Genomic DNA, 21,324 nt, shown 5'->3' with positions numbered 1-21,324 from the left:
TGAAATGTTATCGATTCGCAGAAGACTGGCGCTGCTTCCGGCCGTGCTGGTGCTGCACGCCAGCGTGACGCTCGCGCAGGAAGCGTGGAGCGAAGGCAAGACCTATTCGTCCGGCGCGAAGGTGACGTACAACGGGCGCGTTTATCAGGCGTTGCAGACGCACACGGCGTATTCGGGCGCGGGATGGACGCCGTCGAATACGCCGACGCTGTGGAAGGACGTCGGCGCGGCGGGTGGGACGCCTGCGCCTGCGCCGACGCCTGCGCCTGCGCCGACGCCAACACCGACGCCCACGCCAACACCAACGCCGACGCCAACGCCGACGCCGACGCCAACGCCAACGCCAACGCCAACGCCAACGCCAACGCCAACGAGTTGCTACGCGGCATGGTCAGCGACGCAAGTCTATGCCACCGCAGGGACGCGCGTGACGTCCAACGGGCGCAACTATCGAAACAAGTGGTGGACCCAAGGCGATAACCCCGCGCAATCCGGCGCCTACGGTGTTTGGGAGGATCTCGGGGCGTGCTCTGGGGGAGCGCCTTCGCCAACGCCTGTACCCACGCCGGCACCGACGCCGGCACCGACGCCGACGCCAACGCCGGCACCAACGCCCACGCCAACGCCGGCACCAACGCCCACGCCGACACCAACACCAACGCCAACGCCAACACCTACGCCTGCGCCTGCGCCCACACCAACGCCAACACCAACGCCAACACCAACACCAACACCAACACCAACGCCAACACCTACGCCAACGCCTGCGCCCACACCAACCCCAACACCCTCCCCCGCGTCCTACAAACCGAAGATCACGTACATCCCCGAACCCGCGGGCTATCCGACCGCCGCGCAGTTCGCCGCATCCGAGAAGGCGCTCGTCGATCAGACGAACGGTCCGCTCATCGCACTCCTGCGCGACGCGCAGCGCGTACTCCCCGATACCGACGTCAACGCGGTCGTGCCCGGCCGCGCGGCGAATCCGTCGAATGTGCGGCGGGTCGAAGCGATCGTGTCGGAAGCCCAGTTCGACAAGTTCTTCCCCGTGCGGCACGTCAAGTATTCGTACGTGAACTTCCTGCGCGGCATCGCCAAGTTCCCGGCCTATTGCGGCGATTACACCGATGGACGCGATGCCGTCGCGATCTGCCGCAAACTGCTCGCGACGTCGTTCGCGCATTTCACGCAGGAAACGGGCGCGAACTGGCCGGGTCTGACGCCCGCGCAGGCGCGCACCAATACGGATCACAACAACGCCGTGCTCGCCACGATGCCGCAGAACACAGCGGTCCCCTTCTGGCAACAGGCATTGTGGTTCCTGCGCGAATCGGGCTACGAGGAAGGCTCCGCCGTCGGCGCCTATCAGCAGTGCGTGCCCGGCTCGCATGCGACCAACTGGACCTTCTATCCGTGCGCGAAGAACGCCCAGGGCAAGTATCTCGACTACTTCGGACGAGGCTCCAAGCAACTCTCCTGGAACTACAACTTCGGCCCGTTCTCGCAGGCGCTCTACGGCGATGTGAACGTGCTGCTCGACAATCCGGGCAACGTCGCGGATACGTGGCTGAACTTCGCGTCGGCGGTGTGGTTCGCGGTGACGCCGCAAACGCCGAAGCCGCCGATGACCTGGGCCATCGACGGCACCTGGAAGCCCAACAGCGTCGATCTCGGCAACAACATGAAGCCGGGCTTCGGCGCGACGGTGTACATCATCAACGGCGGGATCGAATGCGGCGGCGGCGGCGCCGAAAAACCGCAGGTCACGAACCGCATCAACGCCTACAAGGAGTTTGCGAGGGAGCTCAACGTGCCGGTCCCCGGCGACGAGCCGCTCGGCTGCGCCAACATGCGCGGCTTCCAGGAAGGATCGGCGGCGGCGATCAAGGCGTATCTCGACAAGGACTATTCGTGGGTCAACGGCAAGCCCGCAACCGGCTGCAAGATCGTCGATTATCAGATGCCCTTCTCGCTGCTCTTGCCGGGCGATTACAAGGCCTGCACCGATTACTTCTTCCGCGGCAAGGTGGAATTCAACGGCAAGATCGAGATCGACAACACGAAGTGAGCGCGGCCCCGACGACGATCGCGCGCCGGCCGCTCAGCGGTCGGCGCGATAGCGCTCCGTCAGCGCCTTGACGCGCGCGACATAGGTCTTCGTTTCGGCATAGGGCGGCACGCCGTCATAGCGGTCGACGGCCGCCTCGCCGCTGTTGTAGGCGGCGAGCGCGCGATCGAGATCGTTGCCGAAGCGCCTGAGCAGCCACGACAGATATTGCACGCCGCCGCGGATGTTCTGCGCGGCATCGAAGGGATCGCCGACCCCGAAGCGCAGCGCCGTCGATGGCATCAGTTGCATGAGTCCCTGCGCGCCCGCGCGGGAGAGCGCGTTCGCCCGATACGCCGACTCCGCGTGAATCACGGCCCGCACGAGCGCGCTGTCGACGCCGAACGCGGCCGCATTCGCATCGATCTCCTGTCGATACGAGCGTCTGTTGAGCAGCAACGCCGCGACGTTCACGGGGGTATCGGGCGCGCACAGATTGCACGTCTCGATGAAATGCAGCTGGATCACCGTCACGTCGCGCGCCGCGTTCTCCGGCATTCGCGTGAGATAGTGCCGCACGCCGTCTTCGATGTAGCTGTAGATGCGCGTCGTCGCTTCACGCGTCGTCAGGCTGGCGCGGCGCGGCGCACCGAGCGGCAGCGCCGCGTTGGCGCCGTCGAGCGGTCCGATGGCGGCCGGCTGGACCGCGCCGGCGCGGCGGCTCTCCGGCGTCGTCCCGCCCGCCTGCGCGCCGGACGCGGGCACGGGCGCGGGCGGCCTCGATTGCCAGAGCATGCTCAGGCGGCTGCAGTGGGCGTTGCCGGCGCTCCCGCTGACATAGCTCACCGAGTCGTCGTCGCCTTCGCACCGGAGCATCGACGCCGCGTGCGCGGGATTCGCGAGCGTGAGCCATGCGCACACGAGCGCCAGGCCGATACAACGGCGCGCGGTGGGCCTCAGAACGATGATCGCCTGGTTTCGCATGGCTCGAACCTTCGGGGAACGGCAGCATCCTGTGCAGAGGCCGCGCGTCTCACCGAAGGATAGTTCGCTTCCCGCGCGACGCCACGGGAAATGCGCGCCGGCAGGCACAACAGTGCGCGCGTTTGTTTCAACCGTGCCGTTGTCTTTCGCGCTGCTCTGTGCTTCCATGAAGGCGGACTCTTTGCGCGCCGTCGCATGCAGCGCCCGCACGACGCGTTCCGGCAACCCGATTTCCGACCCCTTGCGAAGCCGCCATGAGCACGAATCCCCGCTTCGACGCCGCATGGAAGAGCTGGCTCGATGACAACATCCGCCGCGGATGCACGCATCAATCGCTGATCGACGCGATGATCGCAAACGCGTTCCATCCGAACACCGCCCGCTCGATACTGGCGCGCCACATCGCGGGCGACGATATCGGACAGGACGAAGAGGCAGCGGGCGAATATCTGTACGGCAAGCCGATGCTTCCGCCTGGCCGCGTGCTCGCCGCGAGCGACCGCGCCGCGCACAAACTCTTCAGTTGCGAAGAACCGGTCGTCGCGCTGCTCTGCGATGTGTTGAGTGACGAGGAATGCGACAGGCTGATCGAAATCGGCCGCGAACGCGTGCAGCGCTCGTCCGTGGTCGATCCCGATTCGGGCAGCGAAGTGCTGATCGACGCGCGCAAGAGCGAAGGCGCGTTCGTCAATGGCTCGACCGATGCGCTCGTCGCGACCATCGATCGGCGGCTCGCCGAGCTCGTGCAGCAACCGGTCGAAAATGGCGAGGATCTGCATATCCTGCGATACGACGAGGGCGGCGAATATCGCCCGCATTTCGACTACTTTCCCGAAGAGCAGGCGGGCAGCAAGCACCACATGCTGCGTGGCGGACAGCGCGTCGCAACGCTGATTCTTTATCTGAATGAAGTGGAGCAAGGCGGCGACACGACGTTCCCGGACATCGGCCTGACCATCCATCCGCGGCGCGGCGCGGCGTTGTACTTCGAGTACGTGAACGAACTCGGCCAGACCGATCCCAGGACCTTGCATGCGGGGACCCCCGTCGAGCGCGGCGAAAAATGGATCGCAACGAAGTGGATACGCCGCGGGCGCTTTCGGGCGCCAGCGTAACCGCTCCGCTCGCTGCCGAAAGTCCGCCGCACGTTATGTCGCGATCGTGCTCATATTCGAAACGCTGCGCCGAAACACGGCCGGCGCAGCGCGTGCGCTCTTTCATTTGCAGGGCCCTATCTTCTCCCAGGCGCCGTCCGAATTGCTGGCCGGATTGACGCCCGCGCTCCACCACTTGTTGCGATAGTTCGCGCCGCTGTAGCTGACGCTCGTGCCGGCGGTCGCGTAGGTCTTGCCGCTCGACCAGGCCGGCGCGCACGCCAGCGTCGTCTGGCCTGAACACGCACCGAGGTCTTGCCAGGCTTTGCCGGTGCCCGAGTTGCGCGACGGATCATCGGTGTTTTCCCAGCGCGCGCTGTAGTTGCGACCATTGACCGATGCCGTTTCCTTCGCCTTGTAGACCGTGCCCGCTTGCCAGGCGACCGCGCAAGCTCCGCCTGCGCTCGGTGTCGGCGCGGGTGTTGGGGTTGGAGTCGGCGTGGGTGTGGGCGCTGGCGTGGGTGTTGGTGTAGGCGCCGGCGTGGGCGTGGGCGTCGGTGTGGGTGTCGGCGCTGGCGTAGGCGCGGGTGTTGGTGTTGGCGTTGGCGCAGGCGCCGGTGCGGGTGTTGGCGCAGGCGCCGGTGCGGGCGTCGGTGCGCCCGTGTAGTCCATCGCGAAGTTGTAGTCCTGCGCCCCGTCGACGTAGATCCGATTCGCCGCCATATCCTTTTGCGCGACGATGTTCGAGTTGTTGTCGACGAGCCCGACGCGCACGTGCTTCGCGTCAGTATTGATCTTCTGCGCGAGCGCATACACCCATGCGGCTGCTTCCGTCGTCTGCGACGTCACCGTGTAAGTGATCGATTCGACATCGTGCCCGTCCTTGTCGAACACACGCAGCGTGATCTTCATGCCGGCGGGCTGATTCGTCGCCGTCGTGGGAATCGGACGCACCTCGCGCCACGTCGTCTTCGACGCGTTGATGATCACATCGCTGCACGAATAGAACGCTTCGGCGCTATCGTTGCGCTGCCAGATCGCATAGAGCACGCGCCTGCCCGTCTTGCCGGCCGGCAGCTTGCAGCTGATCTTGTAGCGCTGGTTCTCGAGCGTAACGCTCGTGACTTCGCAAAACGGCTTGCTATCGAGATCCGACCATTTCAGCGGTTGATTGAAGTCGTAACTGTCCGACGTCATGTAGATCTGGAAATAGCGCGTCACGTGCGGCGCGGTGGCATACCAGACGAACTGATAGTTGCCGCTGAGATCGGGAGATATCGGCGTCGCGGTCCAGTCGCTGCGCGGAAGATCGAGCCCGCGATAATTGCTCTTGTTGCCGCCGCAGAGCGTTCCATCGGGCACGAATGCCTTGTGATCGCCGTTGGGAAGCTGGTTCACGCCGGACCAGTCGTAAAGAAACTGCGGCCCCGTGAGGTCCACCGCGGCCTTGCACGCCGCGGACTTGGGCGTTTCCGCTCCTTCGAGAAAACACGAATAAATCCGGCTGATCGGTGTTTCCATCGAACCATGCGCCCATACGGCGGACGGCATCGTCAACGGAACCAGCGCTGCAATTAACTTCTTCTTTCCGGCAAACATGCGAGCCTCCTTCGGGAAAACGCAATCGCCCATTGTTTCGTTCGATTTTCGAAACCGCTTCTTTTCGATTTCACGGACAGTTCAATTGAACCGACTGATCAAGCGCGCGAAATATTGATTTGGCTTCCTAATTTTATGGAAGGCCATGGAAACCGGATGACTTTCATTCTAGTTGCTCATTCCCATACAGGGTAGTTTGAAGCGACTTTTCGGGTTCGAAAATCGAATTGCCATCGGCAGGATTTTCTCTGTTTCAATCGCGCGATTCGTGTGCGCGAATCGGGACTCGATTGAAATTCAAACAGGCTTTTGCGACGCCTCGATTCAACGCGCGTTTTTGATTCAGTCGCGCATTCGCAAAAACGCCTCAATAAGACTTGTCTCATTCATTCTTATAAACACCTGCGATAAGGTGGGTTCAGGATCGGACTATCGCAATGGAGGCCCCGCCATGAAGAACATGCTGCGTGTAATGTCGATCGTCGTCGCATTCGTCCTGTCGATGACGCTTGGTATGTCGGGCGCCTCGGCCGCCGGCGAGTCCGCATCGTTCAGAGTGGCGCTAACCGTTCTGGACACGTGCACGGTGGTCTCCGCAACGCCCGCTCTGAATTCGACCTCGAGCGATCTCACGGTGCACTGCAGTGGCCGCACTGCGCCTTACGTGCTGCAGGACGGCGATTTCGAACCGCAATTCGGCAAGGCCACGCGCCTCCTGGCCGGCGAAGGCGATATCCCGGTTGCGCGCTACACCTTGCGCCACGACACGACGCAAGCCGAATCGCAGGCCAGCAGGAAGCGCGCGGGACCGGGCGCCGGAAAAAGCGCGAACGACGATGGCGCCGCCACACGCGCGCCAGGCGACCCGCTTCCGGAAATCGTGCCGACGACCGTCGTGTTCTGAGGCCGAAGCATCCAATGCTGGTAACGGACGTTTCCGGCCATTGATTCGATTCCGTCAACGACGCGTTGTCGTTCGACGCACGCGGCTTAAGAGTCGTCCCGTTCCGTCTCAAGCTCTATCCCATTAATCTATTCACATGTCGACGGGCACCAGACGTCAAGCCCGCCACCGCAAAACTTCTGCAGTTACACGGAGAGATACAACATGAAGAGCACGTTCGCCAAAGCAGCCCTGGTCGCAATCTTGAGCGCAGCCGCGTTGTCCGTCGCACCGAGTTCGTTTGCAGGCAGCAAGACCGCCACGTTCCAGGTGTCGCTCACCGTCCAGGCCGACTGCTCGATCTCCGCGAACCCGCTCGACTTCGGCTCGACGGGCGTGATCGACAGCAATCTCGATCAGGCGAGCAGCCTCGTGGTCACCTGCACGAAGGGCACGCCTTACACGGTTGCGCTCGACGCAGGCTCGGCCGCGGGCTCGACGATCGCCGATCGCGAACTGGCCAACGCGGGCGGCACGGCGCAGGTCAAATACAACCTCTATCGCGATGTGGGCCGTACGCAGGTCTGGGGTCAAACGACGGGCACCGACGTCGTAGGCGGCACCGGCAACGGCAACGCGCAACCCATCCCCGTCTACGGCCGGGTGCCGGCGCAATCGATGCCCGCCGCCGATACCTACACGTCGACCGTCACCGCGACCGTCGCGTTCTGAGCGACGCGCACGAGCAGGAACGAAGCGCCGCGCGCAACGCCCGGCGCTTGCCATTACCTGCGATTCGCACTATCAATGACTGACGGTCGGCCAGGACCCGGAGGTCAGCGATGCGACATGTGTTCCTCTGTGCGCTAGCGGTTTCGATGGCGCTCCACGCCGGCCCGTCGCACGCGGCGTCGCTGCAGATTTCCCCCGTCTCCATTCATCTCGACGCAACCGAAACCGGCAAGGCGATCGAATTGCGCAACGATGGCGATCAGCCCATCAACGCGCAAGTACGCGTCTTCAACTGGGATCAGGCCGACGAGAAAGACTCGATGGTTCCGACGCGCGATCTGATCGCGAGCCCGCCGATCGCGCCGATCGCGCCCGGCGCGAAGCAGATCGTGCGCGTGATTCGCGCCGATCGCGCGCCGCCGCCCGCCGAGCGGACCTATCGGCTGCTGATCGACGAGTTGCCCGCAGCGGGCGGCGAAGCGGCGAACGCGGTTCAGTTTCGCTTTCGTTACTCAGTACCCCTCTTTGTTTCGGCTGGCGGCGAACAGGGTGAACCGGTGCTTCACTGGTACATCGTCCCGAAGAACGGACAGCCCTTCCTGCGCGTAAGCAACACCGGCAAGCTGCATGCGCAACTGAGCGTCGTCACCATCAAGACTGGCAGCGGCGACGTGCCCCTCTCCACCGGGCTGCTCGGCTACGTGCTCGCGGGACGCGTGCGTTCGTGGTCTCTGGCCGACATCGCGCCGAAGCTGAAAGGCACGCCGAGCGGCGTAAGCGCGACCATCAACGGCAAGACTCAGGACGCGCCGATCGAACCCGCGCAGTGACCAATCCAGACGCGCCATATCTAACCGACGAGAGCCGCCTCGCTCGCAACGCGTCGATTTTCGAGATAATCGGCGAAGTCGAACACATTCACGGCTTTCGTCCGCTGCCCGCCCATGATCATCCGCCCCAAGCTGAACTGGTTCCGGCTGCTTTTCGTCTGGCGCGGCTCCGTGCTGCCGCAGCTTCTGCCCAGGCTCGGGCTGATTTTCGCGCTCTCCGTGGCGGCGATCTTCATGCATGACCACTTCCGCCAATATCCGATCGGCCTCGGCACGCCGCCTTTCGCGCTCGTCGGCATTGCGCTCGCGGTGTTCCTCGGCTTTCGCAACAGCGCGAGCTACGAGCGCTGGTGGGAAGGCCGGAAGCTGTGGGGCTCGCTTCTCAACACCGCGCGCTCCCTCGCGCGCCAGGCGTTGACTCTGCCGCATCCGCGCGATGCCGCTCACACGCGGCGCTTTCTCGCCGTCCTGGGCGGCTTCGCGCATGCGCTGCGCCATCAGTTGCGCGGCACCGATGCCCTCGCCGATCTCGCGCCGCGCCTGCCGCCGGAGCTGCACGCGCGCGCCGCGGCCTCGCAGTTCCGTCCCGCGCTGCTCTTGCTCTGGCTCGGCGAATGGGTCGCGCAAATAAAGCGCGAAGGCGCGCTCGACGGCTATGCGGTGCTCGCGATCGAGCACAATCTGAACGCGCTGTCGGCCGTGCTCGGCGGCTGCGAGCGGATCGCGGGCACGCCGCTGCCCTTCTCCTACTCGGTGATGATCCATCGCACGATCTATCTGTTCTGCGTGCTGCTGCCGTTCGGCCTCGTCGATGGCGCGGGCCTGCTCACGCCGCTTTTCGCGCTGCTGGTCGCGTATGCGTTCATGGCGCTCGAAGCGATCGCCGCGCAAATCGAAGATCCGTTCGGTATGGAAGAGAACGATCTCGCGCTCAACGCGATCTGCGATTCGATCGAAACCGCCTTGCACGACATGGCCGCCGATCCCGCGTTCGAACGCGCGCCCAAGCCGCCGACGTCGTCGCCCGAACACATCCTCGACTGACACAATCAATTTCAGGATTGCATCTGCCGCACGCGATCGAACTGATTCATAATCCTGAGCGGTTGTTGTCACGGAGATTGAATTTGAAATTGTTCTACAAAGCGGGCGCGTGTTCGCTCGCCTCGCATATCGTTCTCGAAGAAGCAGGACTGCCCTACGAAATCGAAGCAGTCGATCTGAAAACCAAGCGGACCACGAGCGGCGCCGACTTCACGGCGATCAACGCCAAAGGCTACGTGCCGGCCTTGCTGCTGGACAGCGGCGAGTTGCTGACCGAAGGCCCCGCGATCATGCAGTTCGTCGCGGATCAGGCACCGGCGAAGCATCTCGCTCCGCTCGCCGACGCGATGTCGCGCTATCGCCTGCAAGGCTGGCTGACGTTCATCGGCACGGAATTGCACAAGAACTTCTCGCCGTTCTTCAATCCTGCGGCAAGCAGCGACTGGAAAGCCGCGGCGATGTCGAATCTCGAGCGCCGTCTCACCTACACGGCGCAGCAGCTCGCGGACAAGCCGTTTCTGCTCGGCGATGAATTCAGCATCGGCGATGCGTACCTCTTCACCGTGCTCGGCTGGGCGAAGCATATCGATCTCGATCTCGGCAAGTGGCCGGTGCTCGTCGCGTATCAGGCGCGTGTCGGCGCGCGTCCCGCCGTGCAGCGTGCGATGAAGGCCGAAGGTCTCATCTGAATCCCGAGCGCTGAATCGCGATGAACGAACGGTCTCTTCGGAGACCGTTTTTTATTGCATCGACGGCATCGAGCGTGGCTCCGCCGTCACATAAGTAACTGCTTGTCAGCAAGCATGAGACGCGCTATCAAGTCATGGGTCGGAGCGGACTTTGGAGAGCGGCGATGCCACGCTATTCGAAACTCATCCATGCAGTCTTGCCGATCCCGCAACGGTCCGTCGTTCGCGCTCCCGTCGTGATTCAGGTTTTTATCGCGCAAATAATTTCGCATCACTATTTATCTTCTTGCGCATTCAAACCCTGTGATCGTCGATAAGCGCAACAAAAATCTGCCATGCGCGCGCGGCCCGTCTTTCGCGAAAACCCATGCGGATGTCGCGGGCGTTTCGCGCGCGAGTTCATTGCGCTTTTCGTGATCGCATCGACGGCGGTTGCGCAAGACGACATAACGGGCGGCCCGCCCGGCGAGCTTCCGAACCTCGCCGGCGCGCAGCGTGCAGCGCCCTGGCCCGGCGCGGCGCAGACACTCGTGCTCGAAATCGTGCTGAACGGCGCGAGCCTCGGTGAGCCCGCGACCTTCCGTCTGCGCGACGGCCAGTTGTACGCCGAGCCATCGACACTGGAAGATGCAGGCGTGCGCGTCAACGATCTCAAACCGGACGCGGAAGGCTGGATCGCGCTGGCATCGATCCCCGGACTGCACGCCGAGTATTCCGTCGCGAAACAGCAGGCGATCCTGCAAGTCGACGAGGCACGCCGCATCACGCAGCGCATCGGCTATCGCACGGCGGCCACGCCGAAAGCGACGCCGGGCACCGGCTTCGTGCTCAATTACGACATCACATATCTGCGCAATATCGGCGAGGTGCACGATGACCAGTTCGGCGTCTGGAGCGAACAGCGCTTCTTCACGCACTACGGCGTGTTCGACAACACGGGCACCTATCTGAACGGAATGGGCCTGAACCGCTACACGCGGCTCGACACCAACTGGACGTATTCCCGTCCTTCGACGCTCTTCACGATGACCGTCGGCGACACCATTTCGGGCTCGGTCGCCTGGTCGCGCTCGGTCCGCTACGGCGGCATTCAGTTGCAGCGCGATTTCAGCCTGCGTCCGGATCTGATCACGTTTCCGTTACCGGTGTTCGCCGGTTCGGCGGCGGTGCCATCGGCCGTCGATCTCTATATCAACGGCCTGCGCCAGTACAGCGGCAACGCGGCGCCCGGCCCGTTCCAGATTTCGCAGCCGCCGAGCCTCACCGGCGCGGGCGTCGCGCAGGTCGTCGTGACCGACGCGCTCGGGCGCCGCGTGACGACCAGCATTCCGCTTTACATCGACACCAGATTGCTCGCAAAAGACCTGTCGAACTATTCGATCGATATCGGCTTTCTGCGCGACAACTACACGATCAGCTCGAACGATTACGAGTCGTCGCCGATCTTCAGCGGCCTGTATGGCTACGGCGTCACCGACTGGCTCACGCTGCAGGCGCACGCGGAAGGCGGACAGGGCCTCTCCAACGGCGGCGCGGGCGCGATCATCGGCATCGGCGATGCGGGCGTCCTGAGCACGGCGGCGGCAGCGAGCAAGCTGCACGGGATGACGGGCGCGCTGTTCAGCATCGGCTATCAGTACATCGGGCCGAAGTTCTCGTTCACGGTGCAGGCAACGCGGGCGACGGACGGCTATCGCGATATCGCGGCGCTGTCGAACACGTCGATCTTTCAGCATATCTATCAGACGACCGCGTCCGTCGCACTCGGGCGCGGGCAATCGGCGAGCCTGAGCTATATCGATTCGCTCGACAGCTTCTCGGGGCACGCGCGCGTCGTGACGCTCGCCGCCGGGCGGCGCGACGGCGACGGTGGGCTACGACGGCATCGCGTTCTTCGACAAGCTCGAGGCGAATAACGAGGTGACGATCCACGGCAGGAATCTCGACTGCACGGCCGACGTGAAGTACGCGGCGCCGGCGGCCGGCACGCTCGCGCAGATCGGACCGGTGCCGTGCGTCGCGAACAGGAACGATGGGAGGTGAGATCATGCGATGCCTGTTTCACATCTGCCGTTGCGTGGCCGTGCTGCTCGCTTTGATGACGCTGCATGACGCAGCGCGCGCGCAGAACTGCACGTTCTCAGTGGGATATACCGACTTCGGCACGATCAGCGCGCTTCAGACGGAGCCGCAGGATATCGTCGGCGGCATTCATATTTTGTGCAGCGGCTACTCGACGCCGATGGTCCGCATGTGCCTGAACATCAGCGCGACCGCGCCGCGTCAGTTGATCGGCCCGAACGGCGCGGTGCTGAACTACAACCTGTACGTCGATCCGGATCACAACAGCGTGTGGGGATCGGTGACGGCGCCCAACACGGCGCCGCTGATTCTCGATTTGCCGGTTTATCCGAGCGGCAATATATGGGCGAACGAACCGTTCTACGGACGCGTTCCGCCGAAGCAGAACGTGCCCGTGGGCACCTATACGCAGCCGTTCACGGCCACCGATACGTACTTCGTGTACGTCGGCTACAGCGGCACGCCGCCGAACTGCGCGACGTCGACGGCGCCGTTCAAGACGGCTCCGTTCACGGTGACGGCGAATGTCGGCGTCGATTGCGAAATCAGCGCGACGCCGATGCGCTTTGCCGACACCAGCCTGCTCAACGAAACGCTGCAGGCGACGAGCAGCGTGACGGTCACCTGTGTCACCGGCGTGGACTTCTTCGTGGATCTCGACGGCGGCACCACGCCGGGCGGCAGCATCACGCAGCGCAAGCTCCTGCTCGAAGGCGGCGCGGACACGATCGATTACCAGCTCTACCTGGGCTCCTCCCGCGCCGAGATATGGGGCGACGGCACGAACGGCACGACGCGGTGGGGCGCGATTGGCACGGGTACGGCGCACAGGATGACGGTGTATGGACAGGTACCGCCGCAGTCCTCGAAAACGCCGGGGCGGTATACGGACACGATCACGGCCACCGTCAACTTTTGAGGTCACTGCAACCCGACGCGCAACCAAACAAAAACAGCCCAATCCGCCTGCGCCGATTGGGCCGTCCCTTCAGAACCGCATCATCGGGCGATGATCAATCCCGCACGCAGTCCACGAAATATTCGATGCGCCCGTTGATCATCTCGCCGACGAGCCCGTGGATATCCGTGTGGAAGCCCGGGAAGCGTTCGTTGAACTCACGCGCGAAACGCAAATAATCGACGATCGTGCGATTGAAACGCTCGCCCGGAATCAGCAACGGAATGCCCGGCGGATACGGCGTCAGCAGGATCGACGTCACGCGCCCTTCGAGCTCGTCGATAGGCACGCGATCGATCTCGCGATGTGCGAGCTTCGCGAATGCCTCGGAAGGCTTCATCGCCGGCTCCATGCTCGACAAATACATTTCGGTCGTCAGACGCGCGATGTTGTTCGCGCGATAGACGCTGTGAATCTGCTCGCACAGATCCCGCAAACCGATGCGCTCGTACGACGGATGCTGCGCGACGAATTCCGGCAGCACGCGCCACAGCGGCTGATTGTTGTCGTAGTCGTCCTTGAACTGCTGAAGCTCGGTGACCATCGAGTTCCAGCGGCCTTTCGTGATGCCGATCGTGAACATGATGAAGAACGAGTAGAGCCCGGTCTTCTCCACGATGATCCCGTGCTCCGCCAGATACTTCGTGACGATCGCGGCCGGAATGCCGGTTTCACCGAATTCGCCGTCCACGTCGAGTCCCGGCGTGATGATCGTCGCCTTGATCGGGTCGAGCATGTTGAAGCCGTCCGCGAGCGCGCCGAAGCCGTGCCAGCGGTCGTTGGGCTTGAGCATCCAGTCTTCGCGGTCGCCGATGCCCTCTTCGGCCAGCGCGTCCGGGCCCCAGACCTTGAAGAACCAGTCGTCGCCGTATTCGGCATCGACCTTGCGCATCGCGCGGCGGAAATCCAGCGCTTCCGCGATCGATTCCTCGACGAGCGCCTCGCCGCCCGGCGCTTCCATCATCGCCGCCGCCACGTCGCACGACGCGATGATCGCGTATTGCGGCGACGTCGACGTATGCATCAGATACGCCTCGTTGAAACGATGGCGGTCGAACGCGCTGTTCTCGCTGTCCTGCACGAGAATCTGCGACGCCTGCGAAATACCGGCGAGCAGCTTGTGCGTGGAGTGCGTCGCGAACACGAGCGCGCCCGTGCGCGGACGGCCCGCGCCGATCGCGTGCATGTCCTGATAGAACGAATGGAACTCGGCGTGCGGCAGCCAGGCTTCGTCGAAGTGCAGCGTGTCGAGCATGTCGCCGAGCAGATCCTTGATCATTTCGACGTTGTAGATGACGCCGTCGTACGTGCTCTGCGTGATGGTCAGGATGCGCGGCTTCACTTTCGGATTCTTCGCGAGCACCTCGCGCGCGAACGGATTCGCCTCGATCTTCTTCCTGATGTTCTCCGGCTTGAACTCGTCGCGCGGAATCGGCCCGATGATGCCGAAATTGTTGCGCGTCGGCGTGAGGAACACGGGGATCGCGCCGGTCATCGTGATCGCGTGCAGGATCGACTTGTGGCAGTTGCGGTCCACGAGCACGATATCGCCCGGCGCTACCGTCGCGTGCCACACGATCTTGTTCGACGTCGACGTGCCGTTGGTCACGAAAAAGAGATGATCCGCGCCGAAGATGCGCGCCGCGTTGCGCTCCGACGCCGCGACCGGGCCGGTGTGATCGAGCAGTTGGCCGAGCTCCTCGACCGCATTGCAGACGTCCGCGCGCAGCATGTTTTCGCCGAAGAACTGATGGAACATCTGCCCCAGCGGATTCTTCAGGAACGCGACGCCGCCCGAGTGCCCCGGACAGTGCCACGAATACGAGCCTTCGTCCGCGTACTGTACGAGCTCCTTGAAGAACGGCGGCGCGAGCGCATCGAGATACACCTTCGCCTCGCGGATCACGTGGCGCGCGACGAACTCCGGCGTGTCCTCGAACATGTGGATGAAGCCGTGCAGCTCGCGCAGGATGTCGTTCGGCAAGTGGCGCGAGGTGCGCGTTTCGCCGTACAGGAAGATCGGGATATCGGCGTTGCGGCGGCGCACGGCGTTGATGAACGCTCGCAGCGCGACGATGGCCGACGCGAGCTCCGGCGTATCGCCCTCGACGACGACGTTGTCCGCATATGGCAGCAATTCGTCGTCATCGATCGAAAGAATGAAGCACGACGCGCGGCTCGACTGCTGCGCGAACGCGGCGAGATCGCCGTAGCTCGTCAGTCCGAGGACTTCGGCGCCCTCTTTTTCGATCGCCTCGGCGAGCGCCCGGATGCCGGAACCCGAGATGTTCTCGGAACGAAAGTCTTCGTCGATGATGACGACGGGGAAGCGGAACTTCATGAGGCGAATCTCCAGAATGGAAACGACCGCCGCCCTGAACGCAATTCAAGGGCCAGCGGTCTTTTCGACAAGCTTTAGTGCGTGCGCGTTCTGATGAGCGCGATGATCAGGTTTTCGGCAAGGTGACGCCGTGCTGCCCCTGATACTTCCCGCCGCGATCCGCGTACGACGTCTCGCACATCTCGTCGCTTTCAAAGAACAGAACCTGGGCGACGCCCTCGTTCGCGTAGATTTTGGCAGGCAAAGGTGTCGTATTCGAGAATTCGAGCGTCACGTAGCCTTCCCATTCCGGCTCGAACGGCGTCACATTGACGATGATCCCGCAGCGCGCGTAAGTGGACTTGCCGAGGCACACGGTCAGGCACGAGCGCGGAATGCGGAAATATTCGACCGTGCGTGCGAGCGCGAAAGAATTCGGCGGAATGATGCAGACATCGCCCTTGAAGTCGACGAACGATTTCTCGTCGAAGTTCTTCGGATCGACGATCGTGGAATTGATGTTCGTGAAGATCTTGAATTCGTCGGCGACGCGGATGTCGTAGCCGTAACTCGACGTGCCGTAGCTCACGATCTTGCGGCCGTCCTCGGCCACACGCACCTGATCGCGCACGAACGGCTCGATCATCTTGTGCTCTTCCGCCATGCGGCGAATCCACTTGTCGGATTTGATCATAGGGGACGTTACTCAACGGTGAACGGCTCGGTCTCGCGACCGCCGCCTGCGGTGAAACGGAGTATGGCAGGCGGCGGATCGCGCCGCGCGTGCCAAACGAAAAACGAAAGCGGAAAAACGAAAGCGCGTATTTTACGCGATTGGTCGGGCGGCCGAGACCGCGCGCCCGCTTTGTCGCCTAGCGGCGGATCACGCCACACGCGAGCGCCGGCCCCACGTTGTGCGGCGCGTTCGCATACGGATCCATTGCTTCGCGATGCAGCATGATCGCGCGTGAAATGACCGAGCGCACGCCGTCGAGCGAGACATCCGTCGCGACGATGAAGCCCGTCGCCGCGCCGGTCGCGTCCGCGTGGATATTGCCGAGCTCGCCTTCGAGCCTGAACCCCGGCTTTCTGCGTTCGGCGGGCAGCGCGAACACCGGGCTTGAATCCTGATCGTTCACGGCGATGCAATCGCCACGCTCGTGCACGGTCAGCGCGTGATCGCTGTTCGGCGGCATGTCGGTGAGGCTATACGAGACCTGCACGCCGTCCGCGCGCTCGATCAGCGTGACGGTGCCGCGCGCCGCGTTGCCGGGCGTCGGCTGAAGCACCGCGTCCGCGCGTTTCTCGTGATTCTGGAAGATGAGGCCGCAACCGCTCAGCATCACGCTGCAAGCCGCCAGTGCGATCAAGACGCCAGGCGTCCTTGCTGCCCTCCCGTCGAATCTGTGTCTCATGCGATCCTCTCGGCGGCCCGCGAACGCCCTCTGCGTCCGCGCTGCCGCGCATCGAAGGCGACATGATACCGCGAGCCGCATTGCACAAGGCTCGCGAAGATTCGTCGGGATGCTCGAAATCAGGTGTTCTGCACGACGATGCTCGGAAACTTCGAAGTCATGTCGCGCTGACGCTCGGCGACCGAGATCGCGACGCGCCGCGCGATTGCGCGATACATCTCCGCGATGCGGCTCTCGGGCTGCGATACGACGGTCGGCTGGCCCGCATCCGTGCGCTCGCGAATGGCGATATCGAGCGGCAAAGATCCAAGGATCTCGACGCCGTATTCCTTCGCCATGCGCTCGCCGCCGCCCGCGCCGAAGATATGCTCCTCGTGGCCGCAGTTCGAGCAGATGTGCGTGCTCATGTTCTCGACGATACCGAGAATCGGAATGCCGACCTTTTCGAACATCTTCAAGCCCTTCTTCGCGTCGAGCAGCGCGATGTCCTGCGGCGTCGTGACGATCACCGCGCCGGTCACCGGCACCTTCTGCGACAGCGTGAGCTGAATGTCGCCCGTGCCCGGCGGCATGTCGACGATGAGGTAATCGAGATCCTTCCAGTTCGTCTGACGCAGCAGTTGCTCGAGCGCGGAGGTGACCATCGGGCCGCGCCAGACCATCGGGTTGTCCTGCTCGATCAGAAAGCCGATCGAGTTCGCCTGGATGCCGTGGCCCACGAGCGGGTTCATCGTCTGGTTGTCGGGCGATTCGGGACGGCCGGTGATGCCAAGCATCATCGGCAGCGAAGGGCCGTAGATGTCGGCGTCGAGCATGCCGACCGATGCGCCTTCCGCGGCGAGCGCGAGCGCGAGGTTCGCGGCCGTCGTGCTCTTGCCGACGCCACCTTTGCCCGACGCCACCGCGATGATGTTCTTGACGTTCGGCAGCAGCTTCACGCCGCGCTGCACCGCATGCGCGACGACTTGTGACGATACGTCGACGGTGACGTTCGCGACGCCGGCCACCTGCCGCAGCGCGCCTTCCACCTGCGCGCGGATGGCGCCGAACTGCGTTTTCGCCGGATAGCCGAGGACGACGCTCACCGCGACGTTCGCGCCATCGACTGCGACATTGCGAATGCTTTTCGTATCGGCGAACTTGCGGTTGGTGTTGGGATCGGTCAGTGTGGCGAGTGCGTTGTCGATCTTCGCGCGGTCAATACTCATCGAGGCTCCATTGGAACGGTTGTTGCTTTCCGCCTTCGGCGCGCGCAACAGACTGAAGAAATTGCAAGTAATTGTTAGCGCCATTGCGCCCGGCGGCTCGTGCACTGCACTATGCCGCTGCAAATCTTTCCGGGGACGCATCGCATCGGGCAGACGGTCGCCTTTCTCATTATTGTAGAGGCTCGCCCGGAGGCTCGTCCGAAGACCCTTTCGCACTGTCGGCGCTCATAGCCGAACGCTTGTCGATTCACAAGGAGAATGAAGATGAACACCAAATTCCTGACCCGCCTGTCCGTGTTCGCCGTCGCTGGCGCGCTGCTCGCGGGCTGCCAGACGCAACAGGGCACCAACACGGCGGTCGGCACCGGCGCGGGCGCGGCAACCGGCGCCGCGATCGGCGCTATCTTTGGCGGCGGCAAGGGCGCGGCGATCGGCGCGGCTGCGGGCGCGGCGACCGGCGGCATCGTCGGCTACAACTGGCAGTCGATCAAGAGCAAGATTTCGGGCGACTCGAAGGGCACCGGCACGCAGGTGACCGAGCAGCAGGACGGCTCGCTCAAGGTGAACATCCCGAATTCGATTTCGTTCGACACCAACAGCTACGCGATCAAGCCGTCGTTCGATCCGGTGCTCAATTCCGTCACGCAGACGATGCAGCAGCATCCGGAGTTGATCGCGAATGTCGTCGGCCATACGGACAACACCGGCCAGCCGGCCTACAACCAGACCCTGTCGCAGAATCGCGCACAGAGCGTCGCGTCGTACATTTCGACGCACGGTGTCCCGGCACAGCGTCTGTCGTCGCAGGGCATGGGTCAGAACCAGCCGATCGCGGATAACTCGACGGAAGCGGGCCGTGCACAGAACCGTCGCGTGGAAATCTATCTGCGTGCAACCGCGCAGCCGGGCCAGGTTCAGTAAAGCAACTGATTTCAAAGAGGAAATCGCCGGTGCCTTCGCTTCGGCGAGAGCGGCGCGGCAGGCGCGCGCATCGGTCTGAAAAAATTTTGAAACTTGGACGTGCGGCGCTTGTCTGTCTTTACGGTAGGTGGATGGCGAGGCCATCACCTGCCATTCTCCTCTTGTCGTTGTTGCTCCGGGGCCCGATTGGACCCCGGTTTTTTTTTGGGCGTCTGGTTTTGCTCGACGCTGAACGGCATCAAATCCACCCCCTGCACCCTCGTCCCGCTATACCACATCCGGCCCGCGCCCCCTCCCTGCTAAAATCAAAATCCGCTTTTTCGCAACCCAAGCACTTCTACCCCAGGCCGCGCCTTTATGTCAGCACCGATTTCAGCCACTGCCTCCGCCGCGCCTGCCGCCAACGAAAGCGGCCGCCGCCAGATCCTCGTCACGTCCGCGCTGCCGTACGCGAACGGTCAGATTCATATCGGCCATATGGTCGAGTACATTCAGACGGACATCTGGGTTCGGACGCTGCGAATGCATGGCCACGAGGTCTACTACGTCGGCGCGGACGACACCCACGGCACGCCCGTCATGCTGCGCGCCGAGAAGGAAGGCATCACGCCGAAACAGCTGATCGAGCGCGTGTGGAAAGAGCACAAGCGCGACTTCGACAGCTTCGGCATCTCGTTCGACAACTACTACTCGACCGATGCCGAGGAAAACCGCGTCCTGTGCAACTCGATCTACACCGCGCTCCAGCAAGCCGGCCTGATCGAGGCGCGCGACATCGAGCAGGCCTACGATCCGGTCAAGGAAATGTTCCTGCCGGACCGCTTCATCAAGGGCCAGTGCCCGAAGTGCGGCGCGAAGGACCAGTACGGCGACAACTGCGAAGTCTGCGGCTCGACCTATCAGCCGACCGAACTCATCAATCCGTACTCGGTCGTGTCGGGCGCGACGCCCATCCGCAAGACGTCGACGCACTACTTTTTCAAGCTGTCCGATCCGCGCTGCGAGACGTTCCTGCGCGGCTGGGTCAGCGGGCTTGCGCAGCCGGAAGCGACCAACAAGATGCGCGAGTGGCTCGGCGACCAGGGCGAAGCCAAACTCGCCGACTGGGACATTTCCCGCGACGCACCCTACTTCGGCTTCGAGATTCCCGGCGCGCCGGGCAAGTACTTCTACGTCTGGGTCGATGCGCCGGTCGGCTATTACGCGAGCTTCAAGAATCTCGCGGACCGCGTGGGCATCGATTTCGATGCCTGGATCGCACCGGGCACCAAGGCCGAGCAGTATCACTTCATCGGCAAGGACATCCTGTATTTCCATACGCTGTTCTGGCCGGCGATGCTCGAATTCTCCGGCCATCGCACGCCGACGAACGTGTTCGCGCACGGCTTTCTGACCGTCGACGGCGCGAAGATGTCGAAGTCGCGCGGCACGTTCATCACCGCGCAGAGCGTGATCGACACGGGCCTCAACCCGGAGTGGCTGCGCTACTACTTCGCGGCGAAGCTCAACAGCACGATGGAAGACATCGACCTGAATCTCGATGACTTCCAGGCGCGCGTGAACAGCGATCTCGTCGGCAAGTACGTGAATATCGCGAGCCGCGCGGCGGGCTTCCTGATCAAGCGTTTCGACGGCCGCGTGCAGGACAGCGCGATGCATCATGCGCTGCTCGGACAACTGCGCGACGCGATCGGCCATATCGCCGGTTTCTACGAATCACGCGAGTACGGCCGCGCACTGCGCACGACGATGGAACTGGCGGACGCCGTCAACGCCTACGTCGATACTGCGAAGCCGTGGGAACAGGCGAAGGATCCGGCGAACGCCGTCGCGCTGCACGAGACGTGCAGCGTGAGCCTCGAAGCGTTCCGCCTGCTGTCGCTCGCGCTGAAGCCGGTGTTGCCGAAGCTCGTCGAGTCGGTGGAATCGTTCCTCGGCATCGCGCCGCTCGTCTGGGCCGATGCCGCGAAGCCGCTGTCGTCGGCGAATGCGATCAACGCGTACAAGCATCTGACGACGCGTGTCGATCCGAAGCAAATCGAGGCGCTGCTGGCCGCCAATCGCGAATCATTGCAGCCGGGCGAGCAAGCGGTGGCGCCGGCGCCGGCGAAAGCTGCCGCGAAAAAAGAGGACGCTTCGGATGTCATCTCCATCGACGATTTCGCGAAAGTCGATTTGCGCATCGCGAAGATCGTCGATTGCAAGGCGGTCGAAGGCTCGGACAAGTTGCTGCAACTGACGCTCGATGTCGGCGAGGAAAAAACGCGCAACGTGTTCTCGGGCATCAAGTCGGCGTATCAGCCGCAGGATCTGATCGGCAAGCTCACCGTGATGGTCGTCAATCTCGCGCCGCGCAAGATGAAGTTCGGCCTGTCCGAAGGGATGGTGCTGGCGGCGTCGGCGGCGGACGAGAAGGCCGAGCCGGGGCTGTATATCCTCGAGCCGCACGGCGGTGCAAAGCCGGGGATGCGCGTGAAGTAAGGCACACGGCTCCTTCATGATGAAAGGCCACGCACAG

General features: G+C 63.3%; 18 protein-coding genes. 12 read left to right on the top strand and 6 right to left on the bottom strand.

Annotation, left to right across the window (positions count from 1 at the left end; all coding sequences use genetic code 11):
- Positions 1-4: 4 nt before the first annotated feature.
- On the top strand, positions 5-2,068 hold the full coding sequence (locus AWB74_RS03585; protein WP_087038832.1) for a glycoside hydrolase family 19 protein: 2,064 nt from the start codon (positions 5-7) through the stop codon (positions 2,066-2,068).
- Between the two features lie 33 nt (positions 2,069-2,101).
- Here AWB74_RS03585 and AWB74_RS03580 read toward each other — a convergent pair whose 3' ends face one another.
- Positions 2,102-3,031, bottom strand: a complete 930-nt coding sequence (locus AWB74_RS03580; protein WP_061145593.1) for a lytic transglycosylase domain-containing protein — start codon at positions 3,029-3,031, stop codon at positions 2,102-2,104.
- 254 nt (positions 3,032-3,285) lie between these two features.
- On the opposite strand from AWB74_RS03580, the gene AWB74_RS03575 reads away from it, so the two are divergent.
- Entirely contained in the window at positions 3,286-4,146 is an 861-nt protein-coding gene (locus AWB74_RS03575) for a 2OG-Fe(II) oxygenase (protein WP_061145402.1), read from the top strand.
- A gap of 102 nt (positions 4,147-4,248) precedes the next feature.
- Here AWB74_RS03575 and AWB74_RS03570 read toward each other — a convergent pair whose 3' ends face one another.
- Positions 4,249-5,724, bottom strand: a complete 1,476-nt coding sequence (locus AWB74_RS03570) for a lytic polysaccharide monooxygenase (protein WP_160110229.1) — start codon at positions 5,722-5,724, stop codon at positions 4,249-4,251.
- A 451-nt stretch (positions 5,725-6,175) separates the two neighbouring features.
- Here AWB74_RS03570 and AWB74_RS03565 point away from each other — a divergent pair, with 451 nt between their 5' ends.
- The 8 genes from AWB74_RS03565 to AWB74_RS03535 all read left to right on the top strand — a co-directional run bounded on the left by AWB74_RS03565 (position 6,176) and on the right by AWB74_RS03535 (position 12,903).
- Positions 6,176-6,628 (top strand): hypothetical protein, encoded by a 453-nt coding sequence (locus AWB74_RS03565; RefSeq protein ID WP_061145400.1) that lies wholly within the window; start codon positions 6,176-6,178, stop codon positions 6,626-6,628.
- Positions 6,629-6,832: 204 nt separating this feature from the next.
- A complete protein-coding gene (locus tag AWB74_RS03560) occupies positions 6,833-7,339 on the top strand; it encodes a Csu type fimbrial protein (protein WP_061145399.1) in 507 nt (168 codons plus the stop codon).
- A 110-nt stretch (positions 7,340-7,449) separates the two neighbouring features.
- Entirely contained in the window at positions 7,450-8,169 is a 720-nt protein-coding gene (locus AWB74_RS03555; RefSeq protein WP_061145398.1) for a fimbrial biogenesis chaperone, read from the top strand.
- 114 nt (positions 8,170-8,283) lie between these two features.
- On the top strand, positions 8,284-9,213 hold the full coding sequence (locus tag AWB74_RS03550) for a bestrophin family protein (RefSeq protein WP_061145397.1): 930 nt from the start codon (positions 8,284-8,286) through the stop codon (positions 9,211-9,213).
- 83 nt (positions 9,214-9,296) lie between these two features.
- On the top strand, positions 9,297-9,902 hold the full coding sequence (gene gstA / locus AWB74_RS03545; RefSeq protein WP_061145592.1) for a glutathione transferase GstA: 606 nt from the start codon (positions 9,297-9,299) through the stop codon (positions 9,900-9,902).
- 413 nt (positions 9,903-10,315) lie between these two features.
- On the top strand, positions 10,316-11,818 hold the full coding sequence (locus AWB74_RS03540) for a fimbria/pilus outer membrane usher protein (protein WP_235024471.1): 1,503 nt from the start codon (positions 10,316-10,318) through the stop codon (positions 11,816-11,818).
- A complete protein-coding gene (locus AWB74_RS46355) occupies positions 11,772-11,945 on the top strand; it encodes a hypothetical protein (protein ID WP_160110228.1) in 174 nt (57 codons plus the stop codon). The genes AWB74_RS03540 and AWB74_RS46355 overlap by 47 nt, the downstream gene beginning before the upstream one ends.
- A 4-nt stretch (positions 11,946-11,949) precedes the next feature.
- Entirely contained in the window at positions 11,950-12,903 is a 954-nt protein-coding gene (locus AWB74_RS03535) for a Csu type fimbrial protein (protein WP_061145591.1), read from the top strand.
- A 94-nt stretch (positions 12,904-12,997) separates the two neighbouring features.
- Here the strand turns inward: AWB74_RS03535 and AWB74_RS03530 are convergent, their stop codons facing one another.
- The 4 genes from AWB74_RS03530 to apbC all read right to left on the bottom strand — a co-directional run bounded on the left by AWB74_RS03530 (position 12,998) and on the right by apbC (position 17,933).
- Positions 12,998-15,283 (bottom strand): arginine/lysine/ornithine decarboxylase, encoded by a 2,286-nt coding sequence (locus AWB74_RS03530; RefSeq protein ID WP_061145395.1) that lies wholly within the window; start codon positions 15,281-15,283, stop codon positions 12,998-13,000.
- Positions 15,284-15,389: 106 nt separating this feature from the next.
- Positions 15,390-15,956: a dCTP deaminase gene (gene dcd, locus AWB74_RS03525; protein WP_061145394.1), complete on the bottom strand. Its 567-nt coding sequence runs from the start codon at positions 15,954-15,956 to the stop codon at positions 15,390-15,392.
- 178 nt (positions 15,957-16,134) lie between these two features.
- The gene (locus AWB74_RS03520) at positions 16,135-16,677 is read right to left on the bottom strand and encodes a superoxide dismutase family protein (protein WP_061145393.1); all 543 of its coding nucleotides are present in this window, start codon (positions 16,675-16,677) and stop codon (positions 16,135-16,137) included.
- Positions 16,678-16,796: 119 nt separating this feature from the next.
- A complete protein-coding gene (gene apbC, locus AWB74_RS03515; protein ID WP_268811186.1) occupies positions 16,797-17,933 on the bottom strand; it encodes an iron-sulfur cluster carrier protein ApbC in 1,137 nt (378 codons plus the stop codon).
- Between the two features lie 216 nt (positions 17,934-18,149).
- Between apbC and AWB74_RS03510 the strand changes: the two genes are divergently transcribed.
- On the top strand, positions 18,150-18,806 hold the full coding sequence (locus AWB74_RS03510; protein ID WP_061145589.1) for an OmpA family protein: 657 nt from the start codon (positions 18,150-18,152) through the stop codon (positions 18,804-18,806).
- A gap of 357 nt (positions 18,807-19,163) precedes the next feature.
- On the top strand, positions 19,164-21,287 hold the full coding sequence (gene metG / locus AWB74_RS03505) for a methionine--tRNA ligase (protein WP_087038830.1): 2,124 nt from the start codon (positions 19,164-19,166) through the stop codon (positions 21,285-21,287).
- The last annotated feature ends 37 nt before the right edge of the window (positions 21,288-21,324 follow it).

Origin of the sequence: Caballeronia arvi (assembly GCF_001544695.2) — a bacterium.
GTDB classification, from domain to species: Bacteria; Pseudomonadota; Gammaproteobacteria; order Burkholderiales; family Burkholderiaceae; genus Caballeronia; species Caballeronia arvi.
The sequence above is the reverse complement of the archived record's forward strand: the minus strand, read 5'-3'. Positions and strand labels throughout refer to the sequence as shown.

Bases quoted from the DNA above. Each gene is read 5' to 3' on its own strand.
- AWB74_RS03560 (WP_061145399.1), top strand. From the start codon at position 6,833: ATGAAGAGCACGTTCGCCAAAGCAGCCCTGGTCGCAATCTTGAGCGCA.
- AWB74_RS03550 (WP_061145397.1), top strand. From the start codon at position 8,284: ATGATCATCCGCCCCAAGCTGAACTGGTTCCGGCTGCTTTTCGTCTGG.
- AWB74_RS03580 (WP_061145593.1), bottom strand. From the start codon at position 3,031: ATGCGAAACCAGGCGATCATCGTTCTGAGGCCCACCGCGCGCCGTTGT.
- AWB74_RS03510 (WP_061145589.1), top strand. From the start codon at position 18,150: ATGAACACCAAATTCCTGACCCGCCTGTCCGTGTTCGCCGTCGCTGGC.
- AWB74_RS03520 (WP_061145393.1), bottom strand. From the start codon at position 16,677: ATGAGACACAGATTCGACGGGAGGGCAGCAAGGACGCCTGGCGTCTTG.
- AWB74_RS03555 (WP_061145398.1), top strand. From the start codon at position 7,450: ATGCGACATGTGTTCCTCTGTGCGCTAGCGGTTTCGATGGCGCTCCAC.
- AWB74_RS03530 (WP_061145395.1), bottom strand. From the start codon at position 15,283: ATGAAGTTCCGCTTCCCCGTCGTCATCATCGACGAAGACTTTCGTTCC.
- AWB74_RS03565 (WP_061145400.1), top strand. From the start codon at position 6,176: ATGAAGAACATGCTGCGTGTAATGTCGATCGTCGTCGCATTCGTCCTG.
- AWB74_RS03570 (WP_160110229.1), bottom strand. From the start codon at position 5,724: ATGTTTGCCGGAAAGAAGAAGTTAATTGCAGCGCTGGTTCCGTTGACG.
- AWB74_RS03585 (WP_087038832.1), top strand. From the start codon at position 5: ATGTTATCGATTCGCAGAAGACTGGCGCTGCTTCCGGCCGTGCTGGTG.
- metG (WP_087038830.1), top strand. From the start codon at position 19,164: ATGTCAGCACCGATTTCAGCCACTGCCTCCGCCGCGCCTGCCGCCAAC.
- dcd (WP_061145394.1), bottom strand. From the start codon at position 15,956: ATGATCAAATCCGACAAGTGGATTCGCCGCATGGCGGAAGAGCACAAG.
- AWB74_RS03575 (WP_061145402.1), top strand. From the start codon at position 3,286: ATGAGCACGAATCCCCGCTTCGACGCCGCATGGAAGAGCTGGCTCGAT.
- AWB74_RS03535 (WP_061145591.1), top strand. From the start codon at position 11,950: ATGCGATGCCTGTTTCACATCTGCCGTTGCGTGGCCGTGCTGCTCGCT.